Genomic DNA, 17,337 nt, shown 5'->3' with positions numbered 1-17,337 from the left:
GCCCCGGGCTCTCGACGGGCCCCACGGCCCCCCCCGCGGAGGGTCAGGCTCCGCGGGACGTTGTGAAGCGGTCACATCGAACGGTCAGGCCCCGCAGGACCTCAGGAACGCCCGGGTGCGCTGGGCGATGGGCAGCGGCTTGTCCGGCGGGCACGGGTACATGTCCTGCTCGACGATGGCGAAAAGTTCGACGTCGAGCTCCTGGGCGGCGGCGAGGACGGGTTCGAGCGCAGGTACACCGGACGGCGGTTCGCACATCACGCCCTTGGCCACCGCGGGCCCGAACGGCACCTCGTTCGCCCGCACCTCGGCCAGGATCAGCGGATCCACCTGCTTGAGGTGGAGGTAGCCGATGCGCTCCCCGTAGGTCTCGATGAGCTTGACGCTGTCGCCGCCGCAGTATGCGTAGTGGCCGGTGTCCAGGCACAGCGACACCAGGGAGGAGTCGGTCGCGTCGAGGAAACGCGTGACGTTCTCCTCGCTGTCGATGTGCGTGTCCGCGTGCGGGTGGACGACGATCTTCAGCCCGTAGCGCTCCCGCACCTCATGGGCGAGCCGCTCGGTCTGAGCGGTCAGATTGCGCCACTGCGTCGGCGTCAGCGCGCTGTCCTCCAGCACCTCGCCCGTCTTGTCGTCCCGCCAGAACGCCGGGATGACGACGAGGTGCTCGGCGCCCATCGCCTGGGTGAGCGCGGCGATGTCCGCGACGTGCGCCCAGGTGGCGTCCCACACCTCGGGACCCCGGTGCAGCCCGGTGAAGACGGTGCCGGCCGACACGGTGAGCCCGCGCCGCGCGGTCTCCTCCTGGAGCACCGCCGGATCCGTGGGCAGATAACCGTAGGGGCCCAGCTCGATCCACTCGTACCCGGACTGGGAGACCTCGTCGAGGAAGCGCTGCCAGGGGACCTGCTGGGGGTCGTCGGGGAACCAGACGCCCCAGGAGTCCGGAGCCGAACCGATCCGGATGCGGGACAGTGAGGACTGAGGTGATGCCTGCGGTGACAACGACGTCATGGGCGTCAGCTTCGGGCGGCACGAGGGAGGTGTCAAGGCCTGGTCCGAATGTCCGGACAAACTGTTGACAGGGCTCCCCGCGCGGCGCTAGACCTTGGGGGAGCCGAAGCGAAGGGAACTCGATGGCGTACGACCTGATCACCATGGGGCGGATCGGTGTGGACCTCTACCCGTTGCAGACGGGGGTCCCGCTGGCGCAGGTGACGTCCTTCGGGAAGTTCCTGGGCGGCTCGGCGACGAACGTCGCGGTGGCCGCGTCCCGGCTCGGACGGCGTACGGCGGTGATCACGCGCACCGGTGACGACCCCTTCGGCGCGTACCTCCACGAGGCGCTGCGCGGCTTCGGCGTGGACGACCGCTGGGTCACCCCGGTCGCCGGGCTGCCCACCCCGGTGACTTTCTGCGAGATCTTCCCGCCCGACGACTTCCCGCTGTACTTCTACCGGCAGCCCAAGGCCCCGGACCTGGAGATCGACGCGCACGACCTCGACCTGGACGCCGTCCGTGAGGCGCGCATCTTCTGGGTGACCGGGACCGGCCTGAGCGAAGAGCCCAGCCGGACGGCGACGCTCGCCGCGCTCGCCCACCGCGCCAAGTCCGCCACGACGGTCTTCGACCTCGACTGGCGGCCCATGTTTTGGAACAACACAGCCCGGAACAACACAGCCCGGAAGAACACAGCCCCGAAGGCCCCCGAGGACTCCGCCCGGGCCTTCTACGCCGAGGCCCTCCGCCACACCACCGTCGCCGTCGGCAACCTCGACGAGGTCGAGATCGCCACCGGCGTCCGCGAACCGCACGCGGCCGCCGAGGCCCTCCTCGAGGCGGGCGTCGAACTCGCCGTCGTCAAACAGGGCCCCAAGGGCGTCCTCGCCGTCCACCGCGACGGCACGTCGGCCGAGGTCCCGCCGCTCCCGGTGACGGTCCTCAACGGCCTCGGCGCCGGTGACGCGTTCGGCGGCTCCCTCTGTCACGGCCTGCTCGCCGGCTGGGACCTGGAGCGGATCATGCGGCACGCCAACGCGGCCGGTGCCATCGTCGCCTCCAGGCTGGAGTGTTCCTCCGCGATGCCGACCCCCGAAGAGGTCGAGGACGCGCTCATGGCGGGAGCGGTCCGATGAGGGCGGGACGCGTGGGACACGAGGGCGGAGACCCCGCCCTGCCCCCGGCTCCCCCCGTGCCGCTGAGAACCGTCGACGCGGCGGAGCTCGTCCGGCTCCGCGCCCACCGCCCCGAAGCCATCGCCGAGGCCGCCGCGCGCCGCCCCCGCCGCCCCCTCGTGGGCGACAACGGGCGGCTGATGATCATCGCCGCGGACCATCCGGCCCGCGGAGCGCTCGCCGTCGGCGACCGCAAGCTCGCCATGGCGAACCGCGCGGACCTCCTGGAACGGCTCTGCCTCGCGCTCTCCCGCCCCGGCGTCGACGGCGTCCTCGCGACCGCCGACATCCTCGACGACCTGCTGCTCCTGGGCGCCCTCGACCACAAGGTGGTCCTCGGCTCGATGAACCGCGGCGGCCTCCAGGGCGCCTCGTACGAGCTGGACGACCGTTTCACCGGTCACCGTCCGCAGGACATCGAGCGGCTCGGCTTCGACGCGGGCAAACTGCTGCTGCGCATCGACTACGACGATCCGGGCTCGCTGAACACCCTCGAGTCCACCGCCCGCGCGATCGACGAGATGGCGGAGCGTCGTCTCCCGGTCTTCGTCGAACCGTTCCTCAGCCGCCGCACCCCCGAGGGCAGGCTGGTCAACGACCTGAGCGCCGAGGCCGTCATCAAGTCCATCGCCATCGCCAGTGGCCTGGGCGGCAGTTCGGCGTACACCTGGCTGAAGGTCCCCGTCACCGACAACCCGGACGACATGGCCCGGGTCATGGAGACCTCCACCCTGCCCGCCGTCCTGCTCGGCGGGGATGTCGGCGAGGACCAGGAGAGCGCGTACGAGAAGTGGCGCGGTGCGCTCCAACTGCCCACCGTGCAGGGCCTGGTCGTCGGCCGCTCGCTGCTCTACCCCGCCGACGGGGACGTGACCGCCGCGGTGGACACCGCCGTAGGACTGCTGTGAGGACCCGATGACGGACCCCAGGACGCACTCGACGACGGACGCGCCCCGGAGCGACGGCCTGTACGTGCCCAAGGGCGCCACCGCGGGCGGGCTGTACGCCGTCGACATCGACCCCAAGTACGCCGGCTGGACCCACAGCAGCCTGCGCGTGGTCGACCTCGGACCGGGCGGCACCCACACCTTCACCACCGGCGACAGCGAGTGGATCGTGCTTCCACTGGGTGGCGCCTGTACGGTGCGCACAGAGGACGAAGAGTTCCAAATCCTGGGCAGGGAAAGCGTGTTCGCGGGGGTCTCCGACTTCGCGTACGTGCCCCGTGACGCCCGGGCCCAGATCGCCTCCGGTGCGGGAGGCCGCTTCGCCCTGGCAGGAGCGAAGTGCGAGCGCCGACTCCCCGCCCGCTACGGCCCCGCGCCGGAGGTCCCCGTCGAAGACCGAGGCAGTGGCAACTGCGCACGTCAGGTGCGCAACTTCGCCTCCGCCGACGCCTTCGAGTGCGACAAGCTCATCGCCGTCGAGGTCATCACCCCCGGCGGCAACTGGTCCTCGTATCCGCCGCACAAGCACGACGAGCACCGGCCCGGTGTCGAGTCGGAGCTGGAGGAGATCTACTACTTCGAGATCGACGGCCCGAACGGATTCGGCTATCAGCGCGTATTCCCTTCGCGCGAGGGCGGATCCGATGTCCTCGCCGAGGTCCGCACCGGCGATGCCGTCCTCGTCCCCGACGGATGGCACGGCCCGTCCATCGCCCAGCCCGGCCACACCATGTACTACCTGAACGTGATGGCCGGACCGGGCGAGGAGAGGGAGTGGCGGATCTGCTTCCACCCGGGACATCTAGAGAGCACAGAGGGATACCGATGACCTCAACGACGAGGCTGACGGTCGCACAAGCGCTGGTGCGCTTCCTGGCCGCCCAGTACACGGAGCGGGACGGCGAGCGGCGGCGGCTGATCAGTGCCACCTGGGGCATTTTCGGTCACGGCAACGTCGCCGGACTCGGCCAGGCGCTGATCGAGTACGCCGACGAGATGCCCTACCACCAGGGCCGTAACGAGCAGTCGATGGTGCACGCGGCGGTCGGCTACGCACGCCAGTCCAACCGGCTGTCGGCGCACGCCGTGACCACCTCCATCGGACCCGGCGCCACCAACCTCGTCACCGGCGCCGCGCTCGCGACGATCAACCACCTCCCGGTGCTCCTGCTGCCCGGCGACATCTTCGCGACCCGCCCCGCCGACCCGGTCCTCCAGCAGCTCGAAGTCCCCTACGCGGGCGATGTGTCGGTCAACGACTGTCTGCGCCCGGTGTCGAAGTACTTCGACCGCGTCACCCGGCCCGAGGCGCTGATCCCCGCCGCCCTGCAGGCCATGCGCGTGCTCACCGACCCGGTCGAGACCGGCGCCGTCACGCTCGCGCTGCCGCAGGACGTGCAGGCGGAGGCGTACGACTGGCCGGAGGAGTTCTTCCAGGAGCGGACCTGGACCGTGCGCCGCCCGGCGGCCGACGCCTCCGAGCTGGCCGCCGCCGTCACGGCGATCCGCGAGGCCAGGCGCCCGCTGATCATCGCGGGCGGCGGGGTCCACCACAGCCGCGCCGAGGACGTGCTCGCCGAACTCGCCGCCACCACCCGCATCCCCGTCGCCTCCACACAGGCGGGCAAGGGATCACTGAAGTGGGACCACCCGCAGGACGTCGGCGGTGTCGGACACACCGGCACGGCTACAGCGAACGAGCTCGCCCGCACCGCGGACCTGGTGATCGGCGTCGGCACCCGCTACACCGACTTCACCACCGCCTCCGGCACCCTCTTCACCGCCTCGAACGTCCGCTTCCTGAACCTCAACATCGCGCCGTACGACGGTCACAAGCTGTCGGGGATCCCGCTGATCGCGGACGCGCGGGCCGGTCTTGAAGCGCTCACCGAGGCGCTGCTGCTGCACGGGCACCGCGTCGAGCCCGCGTACGCCACCGAGTACACGGACGACAAGGAGCGCTGGGAGTACCGCGTCGACGCGGCGTACGAGGCCGAGGACATCGACATCCGGCCCACCCAGCCGCAGGTCCTCGGCGTCCTCGACGAACTCGTCACCGAGGACGACATCCTGATCAACGCGGCCGGATCGCTCCCCGGTGACCTGCACAAACTGTGGCGGGCCCGGTCGCGCGACCAGTACCACGTCGAGTACGGCTACTCGTGCATGGGCTACGAGATCCCGGCCGCGATCGGCGTCCGGATGGCGGCCCCCGACCGGCCCGTGTGGGCGCTGGTCGGCGACGGCACCTACCTGATGATGCCGACCGAGATCGTCACCGCCGTGCAGGAGGGCGTCGCGATCAAGGTCCTCATACTCCAGAACCACGGGTACGCCTCCATCGGCGGCCTCTCCGAGTCCGTGGGCGCCGAGCGGTACGGCACCGCCTACCGCTACCGCTCCGAGGACCGTACGTACACGGGCGCGCCGCTGCCCGTCGACCTCGCCGCCAACGCGGCCAGCCTCGGCATGCGGGTGCTGCGCGCGAAGACCGTCCGTGACCTGCGGGCGGCTCTTGCCGAGGCGCGCGCCGCGGACACTCCCACATGTGTCTACGTGGAGACCGAAACGGCAGACACAGTGTCGGGCGCGCCCCCGGCCCAAGCCTGGTGGGATGTACCTGTGGCCGAGACCGCGACCCGATCGTCGGCGGTCAAGGCACGTGAGGAGTACGACCGGCACGTCGCCGCCCGACGCCGCCATCTGTGAAGGAGTTTTTGGCCATGACGAAGACCGTCAACCACTGGATCGGTGGCAAGACTGTCGAGGGTGCGTCGGGTACGTACGGGCCGGTCACCGACCCGGCGACCGGCGCCGTGACCACCCAGGTCGCCTTCGCGACCGTCGACGAGGTGGACGCCGCGGTCGCCGCGGCCAAGGACGCGTACGCGACCTGGGGCCAGTCCTCGCTGGCCAAGCGGTCCACGATCCTCTTCAAGTTCCGGGCGCTGCTCGACGCGAACCGGGACGCGATCGCCGAGCTGATCACCGCCGAGCACGGCAAGGTGCACTCGGACGCGCTCGGCGAGGTGGCGCGCGGTCTGGAGATCGTCGACCTGGCGTGCGGGATCACCGTGCAGCTGAAGGGCGAGCTGTCGACCGAGGTGGCCTCCAAGGTCGACGTGGCGTCGATCCGGCAGCCGCTGGGCGTCGTCGCGGGCATCACGCCGTTCAACTTCCCGGCCATGGTGCCGATGTGGATGTTCCCGCTCGCCATCGCGTGCGGCAACACCTTCGTGCTGAAGCCGTCCGAGAAGGACCCGTCGGCCGCCATGAAGGTCGCCGAGCTGCTCGCCGAGGCCGGTCTGCCCGACGGTGTCTTCAACGTCGTCCACGGTGACAAGGTGGCCGTCGACCGGCTCCTGGAGCACCCGGACGTCAAGGCGGTGTCCTTCGTCGGCTCGACCCCGATCGCCCGCTACATCCACACCACGGCCTCCGCGAACGGCAAGCGCGTGCAGGCCCTGGGCGGCGCCAAGAACCACATGCTGGTGCTCCCGGACGCCGACCTGGACGCGGCCGCGGACGCCGCCGTGTCGGCCGCCTACGGCTCCGCCGGCGAGCGCTGCATGGCCATCTCCGCCGTCGTCGCGGTCGGCTCGGTCGGCGACGCGCTGGTGGAGAAGATCCGCGAGCGCGCCGAGAAGATCAAGATCGGCCCCGGCAACGACCCGGCCTCCGAGATGGGGCCGCTGATCACGGCCGTGCACCGCGACAAGGTGGCGTCCTACGTCACGGGCGCGGCGGCGCAGGGCTCCGAGGTCGTCCTCGACGGCACCGGGTACACGGTCGAGGGGTACGAGGACGGCCACTGGATCGGCCTCTCGCTGCTCGACAGGGTGCCGGTGACCTCGGACGCGTACAAGGACGAGATCTTCGGCCCGGTGCTGTGCGTGCTGCGCGTGGACACCTACGAGGAGGGTGTCGCCCTCATCAACGCGTCGCCCTTCGGCAACGGCACCGCGATCTTCACCCGGGACGGCGGCGCCGCCCGCCGGTTCCAGCTCGAGGTCGAGGCGGGCATGGTCGGCGTGAACGTGCCGATCCCGGTGCCCGTCGGCTATCACTCCTTCGGCGGCTGGAAGGACTCCCTCTTCGGGGACCACCACATCTACGGCAACGACGGCACGCACTTCTACACCCGCGGCAAGGTGGTCACCACCCGCTGGCCCGACCCGGCCGACGCCCCCACAGGCGTGGACCTGGGCTTCCCGCGCAACCACTGAGCGCCCCCTGGTGCCCCGCCCTCCGTCCCGGGGGGCGGGGCACCGCCGTGTTCGCGTCCTCAGCTCTGCTGCTGGGCGGCGGCCCTCAGCTCCTCCGTCATGTCACCGGTCCGCGCGGCGGGCGGAGCCCCGACCCCGGCCGTGGCGCCGAACTTCGCGAAGTCACGAAGAACGCGTCCAGAAGGGTGCTCTCGCTGTCGAAGGCCTCCTCCAGCCTGCCCTTGTGCGCCCGGTCGAGCACGGCGGCGTAGTGGGTCGCGCTCCGCCCGTTCACGGGCGCCCGGCCGAGGTCCTTCACGTCGGTGGCGTTCCTGAGCGCCTGCAGGGAGGCCGTCGGGCTGCTGCCGTCGTGGTTCCCGCTGAACTTCGCGGAGCCTTTCTCGCCGAACACCGCCGGCCCGTCGACCTTCATCCACTCCTTGCCCTTGAGCGGGCCGGAGGGCTGCGGGTCGACGTCGTAGTAGTAGGCGCCGTCGACGAACATCACGCGGAGTAGGTGCCCGTCATGGTGACGGGAGTGCTGCCCGGGCCCATGTCCATGGTCATCTTCACCTCGGCCGAGCCGAGCCGCTCGGTCCCCCGTGCCGCGTGTTTCCCCACCCCTGGCTGTGCTTGTGCTGTGGGGCGGGACTCTACTGTTCGGCGGGAGTCCCGGAGCGCGGACCAATCTTGGCTAATTTCGGAGCCTCGACTGCGGTTCTCGTCATGAGGTGATGAAACGGATGCCGGAGGCAGTTTGTGACTACTGCCTTTGAAAGCAAGGCAATATCCTCTTTGATCTTAGTGATTGCAATATAAGGCCGTCGGGGCCTGGGAAAGTGATGTGACCTGCGTCGCTTCGGCGGTGCGGATTCCGTAGGTAAACGGCCATTGACGCAACGGTTTCCGTCAAGGTTCCATCAACGTCGGGAGCGGACGACGAGATGAACGACGCGAGCCGCCGGAGGCGATAGCGCTCCCGACCGACACACCTGACGCACGAGTCGTCTTCTGACGCATAAGTCGATCGGAACCGCTTCATGACCGACACGATCCGCCCTGTCGAGCAGGCCCTCCCGGACGCCGCCCCCACGGCCACCGGTAGCCCCCAAAAGCTCAAGCGTTCCATCGGCATCGTCGGCGGCACCCTGCTGACGCTCTCGTGCGTGACGCCCGCCTCCACGCTCTTCGTGGTCGTGCCCGACCTGTTCTCGTCCCTCGGCACGGCGACCGCGCTCACCATCGCGATCGGCTCACTGCTCTGTATCGCCGTGGCGTTCTGCTATTCGGAGCTGGGCACCCTCATCCCCAGCGCGGGCGGCGAGTACGCCATGGTGTCGACGATGGCCGGACGACTCGCGGGCTGGCTGGTCTTCGTGCTCTCCCTCCTCGTCGTCATGATCGTGCCGCCGGTGATCGCGATGGGCACCGCGGACTACCTGGCGCCGATCGTGCACCTCAACCCGTCGATGGCGGGCGCGGGCGTGATGCTCCTGGCCACCCTCGCGGGCCTGCTCGACCTGCGGGCCAATGCCTGGATCACCGGCGTCTTCCTCGTCCTGGAGGTCATCGCGGCGGCCGTCGTGGCGGTGCTGGGCTTCACGCACAGCCAGCGCGGCGTCGGCAGCCTCACCTCGATGCAGGTGGCGGGCTCCGGCGGCCACACGGACACCGTGACGGCCATGCTGGTGGTCTCGGGGCTCGCGATCGCCCTCTTCATCACCCAGGGCTTCTCGACCGCGGTCTACCTCTCCGAGGAACTGGAGAACCCGCGCCGCAACGTCGCCCGTACGGTCCTGGCCACCCTCGCCATCTCGACCGTGATCATCCTGGTCCCGGTCGTCGCGATCACCATGGGCGCGTCGGACCTGTCCACCCTCACCGGCGGCGACATCAGCAGCATGGTCACCGCCTGGTCCAACTCCGCCGTCGGCACCTTCGTCAGCCTCTGCGTCGCCCTCGCGATCATCAACGCGGGCATCGTCATGGTCATCCAGAACTCCCGGGTGCTGTTCGCCTCCGCCCGTGACAAGGCCTGGCCCGAGCCGATCAACCAGAGCCTCTCCCGCCTCGGCCGCTTCGGCTCCCCGTGGGTCGCCACCCTCCTGGTGGGCGTCCCCGGCGCCCTCCTCTGCTTCGTCAACCTGGACACCCTGTACGGCGTGACGGGCGTCTCGGTGACCGCCATGTACCTGCTCGTCGCGGTCGCCGCCCTGCTCGCCCGGCGCGGCCAGCACCGCCACACCCCGGCCTGGCGCATGCCGCTGTGGCCCGCGATGCCGGTGCTCCTGATCGCGGTCCTCGCCTACATCCTGAGCCAGCAGGAGATGACGTACCTGCTGTGGACCGGCGGCATCACAGCCGTCGCCACCCTCTACTGGGCCTTCTACCTCCGCCCGCGCCGCGAGACCCGCTGGCTGGTGTCGATCCCCGAGGACGTCCAGGCCTGAGCCCTCCGGGGCGCACGCGAGGTCCCACGTCACCACCGCGCCCGTGAAGACGCCCGAGAGGGCTCGTACCACGGGCGCGGTATACGGGAGGGGCCTCGTACGCCCGGAGGAGGGGCGCGGGTTCAGACCGGCGGCTGCCTTCGTTGTCGGTGGCGGCCCGTACCGTTGACACATGGATCTTCGACTGCCCCGACTGCGCGGGCCCGCACGGCGAGGACGCCGACGGTGGCTCGCCGCCGCGGCCACCGTCGTCGTGCTCGCCGGCGCCGGCACGTGGACCGCTGTCGCCTCGGACGACGGGCCGGCCGTCCACCGCACCGACCGTGTGATGACCACGGGCGCCGGGGTGAACATCGACACGTCGTACTTCACCGCGGGCTCCGGCCGCCGCCCCGCCGTGCTCCTCGGGCACGGCTTCGGCGGCAGCAAGGACGACATGCGGCACGAGGCGGAGCAACTCGCCCGCGACGGATACGCGGTGATGACCTGGTCGGCGCGCGGCTTCGGCCGCTCCACCGGCAAGATCGGGCTGAACGACCCCAAGGGCGAGGTCGCCGACGTCTCCAAGCTCATCGACTGGCTGGCCGAGCGGCCCGAGGTCCGGCTCGACAAGAGCGGCGACCCGCGCGTGGGAGTAGCCGGAGGCTCGTACGGCGGAGCGATCTCCCTGCTGGCCGCCGGGTACGACAAGAGGGTCGACGCGATCGTCCCCTCGATCACGTACTGGAACCTGGCGGACGCGCTCTTCCCGAACGACGTGTTCAAGAAGCTCTGGGCCGGCATCTTCATCAACTCCGGCGGCGGCTGCGACCACTTCGAGGCGCAGCTGTGCGCGATGTACAACCGGGTGGCGGAGTCGGGGAAGCCGGACGCCCAGGCGCGCGCCCTGCTGGAGCAACGCTCACCGTCCGCCGTCGGCGACCGCATCAAGGTGCCCACGCTCATCCTGCAGGGCCAGACCGACTCGCTCTTCCCGCTCGGCCAGGCCGACGCGATGGCCAAGGCGATCCGGGCCAACGGCGCGCCCGTGGACGTCGACTGGATCGCCGGCGGGCACGACGGCGGAGACCCGGAGACGAGCCGCGTCGAGGCCCGTGTCGGCTCCTGGTTCGACCGCTATCTGAAGGACGACAAGAACGCCGACACCGGTCCCGCCTTCCGTATCACCCGCACCGGCGGCATCGACTCCACCGACGGCGCCGCGCGGCTGCGGGGCGCGAGCGGGGACGTCTACCCAGGCCTGGGGAGCGGCGAGCACGCCATCGCGCTGAGCGACGGCCGACGCGAGCAGACCTTCCAGAACCCCGCGGGCGCGAGTCCGCCCGCGATCTCCGCCCTCCCCGGACTCGGTGGCACCGGCGGCCTGTCGCAGCTGTCCGCGCTCGGGCTCGGGGTGTCCCTCGACTTCCCGGGCCAGTACGCGCAGTTCGACTCCGCGGCGCTCCGCCACGGCCTGCGGATCACCGGGGCGCCGACCGTGACCGTCCACGTCCGGTCGAGCACCGACGACGCGGTCCTCTTCGGGAAGGTGTACGACGTCGGGCCCGGCGCCACCCAGCCGGTACTGCCCTCGCAGCTGGTGGCGCCCGTGCGGGTGACCGGCGCGAAGGCGGGCAAGGACGTCACGATCGTGCTGCCCGCGATCGACCACGAGGTCCAGAAGGGCCACCGGCTGCGCCTGGTCCTCGCCTCGACGGACCTCGGCTACGCCTCGCCGGCGGCCCCGGCGACGTACACGGTCTCCCTGAAGAGCGACCTGCACGTGCCCACCGCGCCCGGTGTGAAGACCGCCGCCGCCGCGCTGCCCTCCTGGGTGTGGTGGCTGCCCCTGGCCGGCGCGCTCGCCGCCGCCGCACTCCTGCTGACCGGCCGTCGCCGGACGGCTCCGGTCGCGCCCGACCCCGAGCTCGCCGAAGTCCCGCTCCAGATCACCGACCTGAGCAAGCGGTACGCGAAGTCGGCGGACCGGTACGCGGTACGGGACCTGTCGTTCCGCGTGGAGAAGGGCCAGGTCCTGGGCCTGCTGGGGCCGAACGGCGCGGGCAAGACGACCACGCTGCGCATGCTGATGGGCCTCATCAAGCCCGACGGCGGCGAGATCCGCGTCTTCGGGCACGCGATCAGGCCCGGCGCCCCGGTGCTCTCCCGGGTCGGGGCGTTCGTCGAGGGCGCGGGTTTCCTGCCGCACCTCTCGGGCCGCGAGAACCTTGAGCTGTACTGGCAGGCGACGGGCCGTCCGGCCGAGGACGCCCACATGGAGGAGGCGCTGGAGATCGCGGGCCTGGGCGACGCGCTGGCCCGCGCGGTCCGCACCTACTCCCAGGGCATGCGCCAGCGCCTGGCGATCGCCCAGGCGATGCTGGGCCTCCCGGACCTCCTCATCCTCGACGAACCGACCAACGGTCTCGACCCGCCCCAGATCCGCGAGATGCGCGAGGTCATGATCCGCTACGCCGCCGCGGGCCGCACGGTCATCGTCTCCAGCCACCTGCTGGCCGAGGTCGAGCAGTCCTGCACCCACCTGGTGGTCATGGACCGCGGCCGGCTCATCCAGGCCGGCCCGGTGAGCGAGATCGTCGGCTCCGGCGACACCCTCCTCGTCGGTACGGGCGCGCCCGTGGAGGAGCCGGTCGTCGAGAAGGTCGGCGCGCTGCCCGGCGTGGCCTCGGCCGTCGCCGCCGAGGGCGGGCTGCTCGTCCGCCTCGACGAGAACGGCAGCGCCGAGCGCCTGCTCATAGAGCTCGTACGACTGGAGGTCCCCGTGCGGTCGGTGGGCCCCCACCGACGGCTGGAAGACGCGTTCCTCACCCTGATCGGAGGTGCCGCATGAGCACGCTCGTCGAACGGGCCGAGACGGCGGACGGGTACCGGGCGCGGCACACGCTGCCGCTCCGGGTCGAGCTGCTGCGGCAGTTGAAGCGGCGCCGCACACTCGTCATGGGCGCGATCCTCGCGGTGCTGCCCTTCGTGCTCGTCGTCGCCTTCGCCATCGGCGGTGACCCGGGCTCGCGCAACGGGCAGGTCACCCTGATGGACACGGCGACCGCGTCGGGCGCCAACTTCGCCGCGGTGAACCTCTTCGTCTCCGCGGGCTTCCTGCTGGTCATCCCCGTCGCGCTGTTCTGCGGGGACACGATCGCCTCCGAGGCGAGCTGGTCCTCGCTGCGCTATCTGCTCGCGGCCCCCGTACCGCGGGCCCGGCTGCTGTGGTCCAAGCTCACCGTCGCCCTCGGCCTCAGCCTCGCCGCGATGGTGCTGCTGCCGATCGTCGCGATCGCGGTGGGCACGGCGGCGTACGGCTGGGGGCCGCTGGAGATCCCCACCGGCGGCGCGCTCTCCGCGGGCACCGCGGCCCAGCGGCTCCTCGTGGTCATCGCGTACGTCTTCGTGTCCCAACTGGTCACGGCGGGGCTCGCGTTCTGGCTGTCCACCAAGACGGACGCGCCCCTGGGCGCGGTCGGCGGCGCGGTCGGCCTGACGATCGTGGGGAACGTCCTGGACGCGGTCACCGCCCTCGGCCACTGGCGCGACTTCCTGCCCGCACACTGGCAGTTCGCCTGGGCCGACGCCATCCAGCCCAACCCGGAGTGGGGCGGCATGATCCAGGGCACCGCGATTTCGATAACGTACGCCCTCGTCCTGTTCGCCCTGGCCTTCCGGGGTTTCCGGCGCAAGGACATCGTGTCGTAGATCTCCGGAGCGTCACCTACCGGTCTCGACGACCGCCCTTCGTGGCCGCTTCGAAATCCATCCGCAACGCTCCGTAGCGCACATCCGGGCCCCCTCGGGCGTCACAGTCACAGACGTCGGCCCATGGACGTCGGCAGACAGTCGGCGGACAGGCGACTCACCGAGGGGGCACGGATGACACGGACGGGGAACGACGAACACACAGGGCGACCGCGGCGGCAGCCGAGGAGCGGGCGACCGTGGCGACCGGTCGCCGCCCTGATCGGCCTGACGCTCGCGGGCGGCCTGCTCCTCACCGGCTGCGGCGCGAGCGACAGCAACGGCTCCTCGACGGACGGTTCCAACAAGTCCGGCGGACGCGGGTTCCCGCAGCCCGCCCCGAACCGGACCTCCGGGACCTCCCAGGGCGAACAGAAGGACACGCCGACGGGCGACGCGAGCCGCGAGTTCGCGCCGTCCCCCGACTACCTCTCCACCTTCGCCCTCGACGTCGACACCGCCTCCTACGGCTACGCCCGCCGCGCCCTCGCCGACGGCCGGCTGCCCGACGCGTCGACCGTCCGCCCCGAGGAGTTCGTCAACAGCTTCCGGCAGGACTACCGGCGGCCCGACGGCAACGGCTTCTCGGTCACCGTCGACGGAGCCCGCACCCAGGAGAAGGACTGGTCGCTGGTCCGCGTCGGCCTCGCCACCCGCACCGCGGCCCAGAGCGGTGAGCGCCCGCCCGCCGCCCTCACCTTCGTCATCGACATATCCGGCTCCATGGGCGAGCCCGGCCGGCTCGACCTCGCCCAGGACGCCCTCGGCGTGATGACGGACCGGCTGCGCGACGACGACTCGGTAGCCGTGGTCACCTTCAGCGACGAGGCCCGGACCGTGCTCCCGATGACCCGCCTCGGCCACCACCGCGACCGCGTCCACGACGTGATCAGGGGACTGGAACCGACGGAGTCGACCAATCTCGGCGCGGGCGTGCGCACCGGGTACGCCACGGCCGTCAAGGGTCTGCGCGAGGGCGCCACCAACCGCGTCGTGCTGATCTCCGACGCCCTCGCCAACACCGGCGAGACCGACGCGGACGCCATCCTCGAGAACATCTCCGCCGCCCGCCGCGAACACGGCATCACCCTCTTCGGTGTCGGCGTGGGCAGCGAGTACGGCGACGCCCTCATGGAGCGCCTCGCCGACAAGGGCGACGGCCACACGACGTACGTCTCGAACCCCGAGGACGCCCGCAAGGTCTTCTGCGAGCAGCTTCCGCAGAACATCGACCTCACGGCCCGCGACGCCAAGGCACAGGTCGCCTTCGACCCGGGGACCGTCAAGCAGTTCCGGCTGATCGGATACGACGACCGCCAGGTCGCCGACGAGGACTTCCGCAACGACCGGGTGGACGGCGGCGAGGTCGGGCCCGGCCACACGGTCACGGCCCTCTACGCGGTCCGCACCAGGCCCGGCGCCTCCGGCCACCTCGCCACCGCGAGCGTCCGCTGGCTCGACCCCGACACCCGCGCCCCGCACGAGGAGTCCGGCCAGCTGGAGACCGGCTCCCTCGACGAGGACCTGTGGACCTCCTCCACCCGCCTCCAGGTCGACGCCGTGGCCGCGTACTTCGCCGACGACCTGCGCACGGGCGACGACAAGGCGAACCCGCTCCCCGGCGCCCTCCCGCTGGGCGAACTCGCCGACCGCGCCCACCGGGTGGCGTCCGCCGCGGAGGACAAGGCGGTGGACGACCTGGCGGACGCGGTGGAGCGGGCGAGTGGACTCATGGGATAGCGGCGGCGTCGGTCCGTCACGGCGCTCACCGCGTCGGCATCGAGTCCGAGTCCGACGGCCGCATTGAACTTCCTTTACGAGTGAGTAAGTTGACTCCCGAGTAAGAACCCTGCGACCTGGTGGAGCCGTGATGGGCGTACGCAAGGATCTGAAACGGGCGAAGCGGCGCACGGACCTCGCGTCCCGCGGTGAGGTCGAGCTGATCAGGGACGGGACCGGCGCGGTGCGCGAGGTCCGCACCGCCCCCATGGCCCCGCGCCCCACCACCGGCAGCGTCGCCGACCTGCCCTTCACCAACGCGGCCCAGGCGCCCGACGCCGTGGTACTGCGCCGCGGGGACGGCGAAGGCCGGCGCCCGGTCACCGCGGCGGCCTTCGCCCGCGAAGTCACCGACACCGCCAAGGGGTTGATCGCGGCGGGCCTCGAACCGGGCGGCCGGGTCGCGGTGATGTCCCGTACGCGCTACGAGTGGACCGTTCTCGACTTCGCGATCTGGGCGGCCGGCGGCCGGTCCGTCCCCGTCTACCCGACCTCGTCGGCCGAGCAGGTGGAGTGGATCGTCCGGGACTCGGGGGCGCGCTTCGCGATCGTCGAGACGGTCCAGAACGCCGACACCGTGACCACCGCCACGGCCCGGCACCCCGAACCCCCGCGCGTCTGGCGGCTGGACACGAACGCGCTCGCCGAACTCACCGCCCTGGGACGGGACATCCCCGACGAGGAGGTCACCGAGCGCCGCGCCGCGCTCACCCCCGACACGGTCGCGACCCTCTGCTACACCTCAGGCACCACCGGACGGCCGAAGGGCTGCGTCCTCACCCACGCCAATCTGCACGCCGAGGCGGCCAACACGGTCGAACTGCTGCACCCCGTCTTCAAGGAGGTCACCGGCCAGACCGCCTCGACCCTCCTGTTCCTGCCGCTCGCCCACATCCTGGGCCGCACCCTCCAGATCGCCTGCCTGATGGCCCGCATCGAGCTGGGCCACTGCCCGAGCGTCAAACCGGACGAACTGCGGCCCGCGCTGCGGGAGTTCCGCCCCACCTTCCTCGTCGGCGTCCCGTACCTCTTCGAGAAGATCCACGACACCGGCCGCGCCACCGCCGAGAAGATCGGCCGCGGTGCCTCCTTCGACCGCGCCGACCGGGTCGGTGTCCGCTTCGGGCAGGCGTATCTGAACAGGTTCCTCGGGACGGGCAAGGGCCCAGGACCCGGCCTGTACGCCGCCTGGGCGCTGTACGACCTGCTGGTCTACCGCCGTGTCCGCAAGGAACTCGGCGGCCGTATGCGCTACGCCATCAGCGGCGGCTCCCCGCTCGACCGCGACCTCAACCTGTTCTTCTACGCCGCCGGAATCATCGTCTACGAGGGGTACGGCCTGACGGAGACCACCGCCGCGGCGACGATCGTGCCGCCCCTGCGGCCCCGCCCCGGCACCGTGGGCCTCCCGGTCCCCGGCACGGCCGTCCGTATCGCCGACGACGGCGAGGTGCTCGTCAAGGGCGGTGTCGTCTTCGGTGCCTACTGGAACAACGCGGCGGCGACGGAAGCGGCGCTGCGCGACGACTGGTTCGCGACCGGCGACCTCGGCGCCCTCGACGAGGACGGGTACCTCACCATCACCGGCCGCAAGAAGGACCTCCTCGTCACCTCGGGCGGCAAGAACGTCTCCCCGGCCGTCCTGGAGGACCGACTGCGCAGCCGCCCGCCGGTCGGCCAGTGCGTCGTCGTCGGCGACAACCGCCCGTTCGTCGCCGCGCTGATCACCCTGGACCCCGAGGCCCTCGCTCACTGGCTCACCGTCCGCAAACGGCCCGCCGACACCCCGCTGTCCGAAGTCGTGGGGGATCCCGCTCTGCGCGCCGATGTCCAGAAGGCCGTGGATCACGCGAACGAGGCCGTCTCGCGCGCCGAATCCATCCGCGCGTTCGCCCTGGTGGAGGGCGAGTTCAGCGAGGACAACGGCCTGCTCACCCCGTCCCTGAAGGTCAGGCGGCACGCGGTGACGGCGGCGTACGCGGCCGAGATCGAGGCGCTGTACGGGGGCTGAGAGCCGTACACACGGAAAAGCGGGCCGCCGAGGTGCTCGGCG

General features: G+C 71.2%; 12 protein-coding genes. 10 read left to right on the top strand and 2 right to left on the bottom strand.

What is annotated here, in order from left to right; genetic code table 11:
- Positions 1-84: 84 nt before the first annotated feature.
- On the bottom strand, positions 85-1,014 hold the full coding sequence (locus ACZ7M2_RS05865) for a sugar phosphate isomerase/epimerase family protein (RefSeq protein WP_352046911.1): 930 nt from the start codon (positions 1,012-1,014) through the stop codon (positions 85-87).
- 122 nt (positions 1,015-1,136) lie between these two features.
- On the opposite strand from ACZ7M2_RS05865, the gene iolC reads away from it, so the two are divergent.
- Genes iolC through mmsA form a run of 5 tightly spaced genes read left to right on the top strand, consistent with a single transcriptional unit; the run spans position 1,137 to position 7,347 of the window.
- Positions 1,137-2,135, top strand: coding sequence for a 5-dehydro-2-deoxygluconokinase (gene iolC, locus ACZ7M2_RS05860; RefSeq protein WP_471594276.1), 999 nt, complete (start codon positions 1,137-1,139; stop codon positions 2,133-2,135).
- A complete protein-coding gene (locus tag ACZ7M2_RS05855) occupies positions 2,132-3,082 on the top strand; it encodes a Cgl0159 family (beta/alpha)8-fold protein (protein WP_471594275.1) in 951 nt (316 codons plus the stop codon). The genes iolC and ACZ7M2_RS05855 overlap by 4 nt, the downstream gene beginning before the upstream one ends.
- A 7-nt stretch (positions 3,083-3,089) precedes the next feature.
- Positions 3,090-3,950 carry a 5-deoxy-glucuronate isomerase gene (gene iolB, locus ACZ7M2_RS05850; protein WP_471594274.1) on the top strand — a complete coding sequence of 287 codons (861 nt, stop codon included), beginning with the start codon at positions 3,090-3,092 and terminating at the stop codon, positions 3,948-3,950.
- Positions 3,947-5,830 carry a 3D-(3,5/4)-trihydroxycyclohexane-1,2-dione acylhydrolase (decyclizing) gene (gene iolD / locus ACZ7M2_RS05845; protein WP_471594273.1) on the top strand — a complete coding sequence of 628 codons (1,884 nt, stop codon included), beginning with the start codon at positions 3,947-3,949 and terminating at the stop codon, positions 5,828-5,830. Before iolB ends, iolD begins: the two co-directional genes overlap by 4 nt.
- A 14-nt stretch (positions 5,831-5,844) precedes the next feature.
- A complete protein-coding gene (gene mmsA / locus ACZ7M2_RS05840; RefSeq protein ID WP_471594272.1) occupies positions 5,845-7,347 on the top strand; it encodes a CoA-acylating methylmalonate-semialdehyde dehydrogenase in 1,503 nt (500 codons plus the stop codon).
- Between the two features lie 97 nt (positions 7,348-7,444).
- On the opposite strand, the gene ACZ7M2_RS05835 is transcribed toward mmsA, so the two are convergent.
- Positions 7,445-7,831 carry an SCO4651 family lipoprotein gene (locus ACZ7M2_RS05835; protein WP_471594271.1) on the bottom strand — a complete coding sequence of 129 codons (387 nt, stop codon included), beginning with the start codon at positions 7,829-7,831 and terminating at the stop codon, positions 7,445-7,447.
- Positions 7,832-8,366: 535 nt separating this feature from the next.
- Between ACZ7M2_RS05835 and ACZ7M2_RS05830 the strand changes: the two genes are divergently transcribed.
- From ACZ7M2_RS05830 to ACZ7M2_RS05810, 5 genes are all read left to right on the top strand, one after another.
- On the top strand, positions 8,367-9,776 hold the full coding sequence (locus tag ACZ7M2_RS05830) for an APC family permease (RefSeq protein ID WP_352046903.1): 1,410 nt from the start codon (positions 8,367-8,369) through the stop codon (positions 9,774-9,776).
- Between the two features lie 172 nt (positions 9,777-9,948).
- Complete coding sequence (locus ACZ7M2_RS05825) at positions 9,949-12,606, top strand: alpha/beta fold hydrolase (protein ID WP_471594270.1); 2,658 nt, start codon at positions 9,949-9,951, stop codon at positions 12,604-12,606.
- Positions 12,603-13,466 (top strand): ABC transporter permease, encoded by an 864-nt coding sequence (locus tag ACZ7M2_RS05820; RefSeq protein ID WP_217566591.1) that lies wholly within the window; start codon positions 12,603-12,605, stop codon positions 13,464-13,466. Before ACZ7M2_RS05825 ends, ACZ7M2_RS05820 begins: the two co-directional genes overlap by 4 nt.
- Positions 13,467-13,640: 174 nt before the next feature.
- A complete protein-coding gene (locus ACZ7M2_RS05815; RefSeq protein WP_471594269.1) occupies positions 13,641-15,245 on the top strand; it encodes a vWA domain-containing protein in 1,605 nt (534 codons plus the stop codon).
- A 130-nt stretch (positions 15,246-15,375) separates the two neighbouring features.
- Positions 15,376-17,295 (top strand): AMP-dependent synthetase/ligase, encoded by a 1,920-nt coding sequence (locus tag ACZ7M2_RS05810; RefSeq protein ID WP_471594268.1) that lies wholly within the window; start codon positions 15,376-15,378, stop codon positions 17,293-17,295.
- Positions 17,296-17,337: the final 42 nt, after the last annotated feature.

The sequence above is a fragment of the Streptomyces sp. NPDC111507 genome (genome assembly GCF_055638955.1).
This window is presented reverse-complemented; position numbering and strand designations above follow the sequence as displayed.

Bases quoted from the DNA above. Each gene is read 5' to 3' on its own strand.
- ACZ7M2_RS05865 (WP_352046911.1), bottom strand. From the start codon at position 1,014: ATGACGTCGTTGTCACCGCAGGCATCACCTCAGTCCTCACTGTCCCGC.
- iolC (WP_471594276.1), top strand. From the start codon at position 1,137: ATGGCGTACGACCTGATCACCATGGGGCGGATCGGTGTGGACCTCTAC.
- ACZ7M2_RS05855 (WP_471594275.1), top strand. From the start codon at position 2,132: ATGAGGGCGGGACGCGTGGGACACGAGGGCGGAGACCCCGCCCTGCCC.
- iolB (WP_471594274.1), top strand. From the start codon at position 3,090: ATGACGGACCCCAGGACGCACTCGACGACGGACGCGCCCCGGAGCGAC.
- iolD (WP_471594273.1), top strand. From the start codon at position 3,947: ATGACCTCAACGACGAGGCTGACGGTCGCACAAGCGCTGGTGCGCTTC.
- mmsA (WP_471594272.1), top strand. From the start codon at position 5,845: ATGACGAAGACCGTCAACCACTGGATCGGTGGCAAGACTGTCGAGGGT.
- ACZ7M2_RS05835 (WP_471594271.1), bottom strand. From the start codon at position 7,831: ATGTTCGTCGACGGCGCCTACTACTACGACGTCGACCCGCAGCCCTCC.
- ACZ7M2_RS05830 (WP_352046903.1), top strand. From the start codon at position 8,367: ATGACCGACACGATCCGCCCTGTCGAGCAGGCCCTCCCGGACGCCGCC.
- ACZ7M2_RS05825 (WP_471594270.1), top strand. From the start codon at position 9,949: ATGGATCTTCGACTGCCCCGACTGCGCGGGCCCGCACGGCGAGGACGC.
- ACZ7M2_RS05820 (WP_217566591.1), top strand. From the start codon at position 12,603: ATGAGCACGCTCGTCGAACGGGCCGAGACGGCGGACGGGTACCGGGCG.
- ACZ7M2_RS05815 (WP_471594269.1), top strand. From the start codon at position 13,641: ATGACACGGACGGGGAACGACGAACACACAGGGCGACCGCGGCGGCAG.
- ACZ7M2_RS05810 (WP_471594268.1), top strand. From the start codon at position 15,376: ATGGGCGTACGCAAGGATCTGAAACGGGCGAAGCGGCGCACGGACCTC.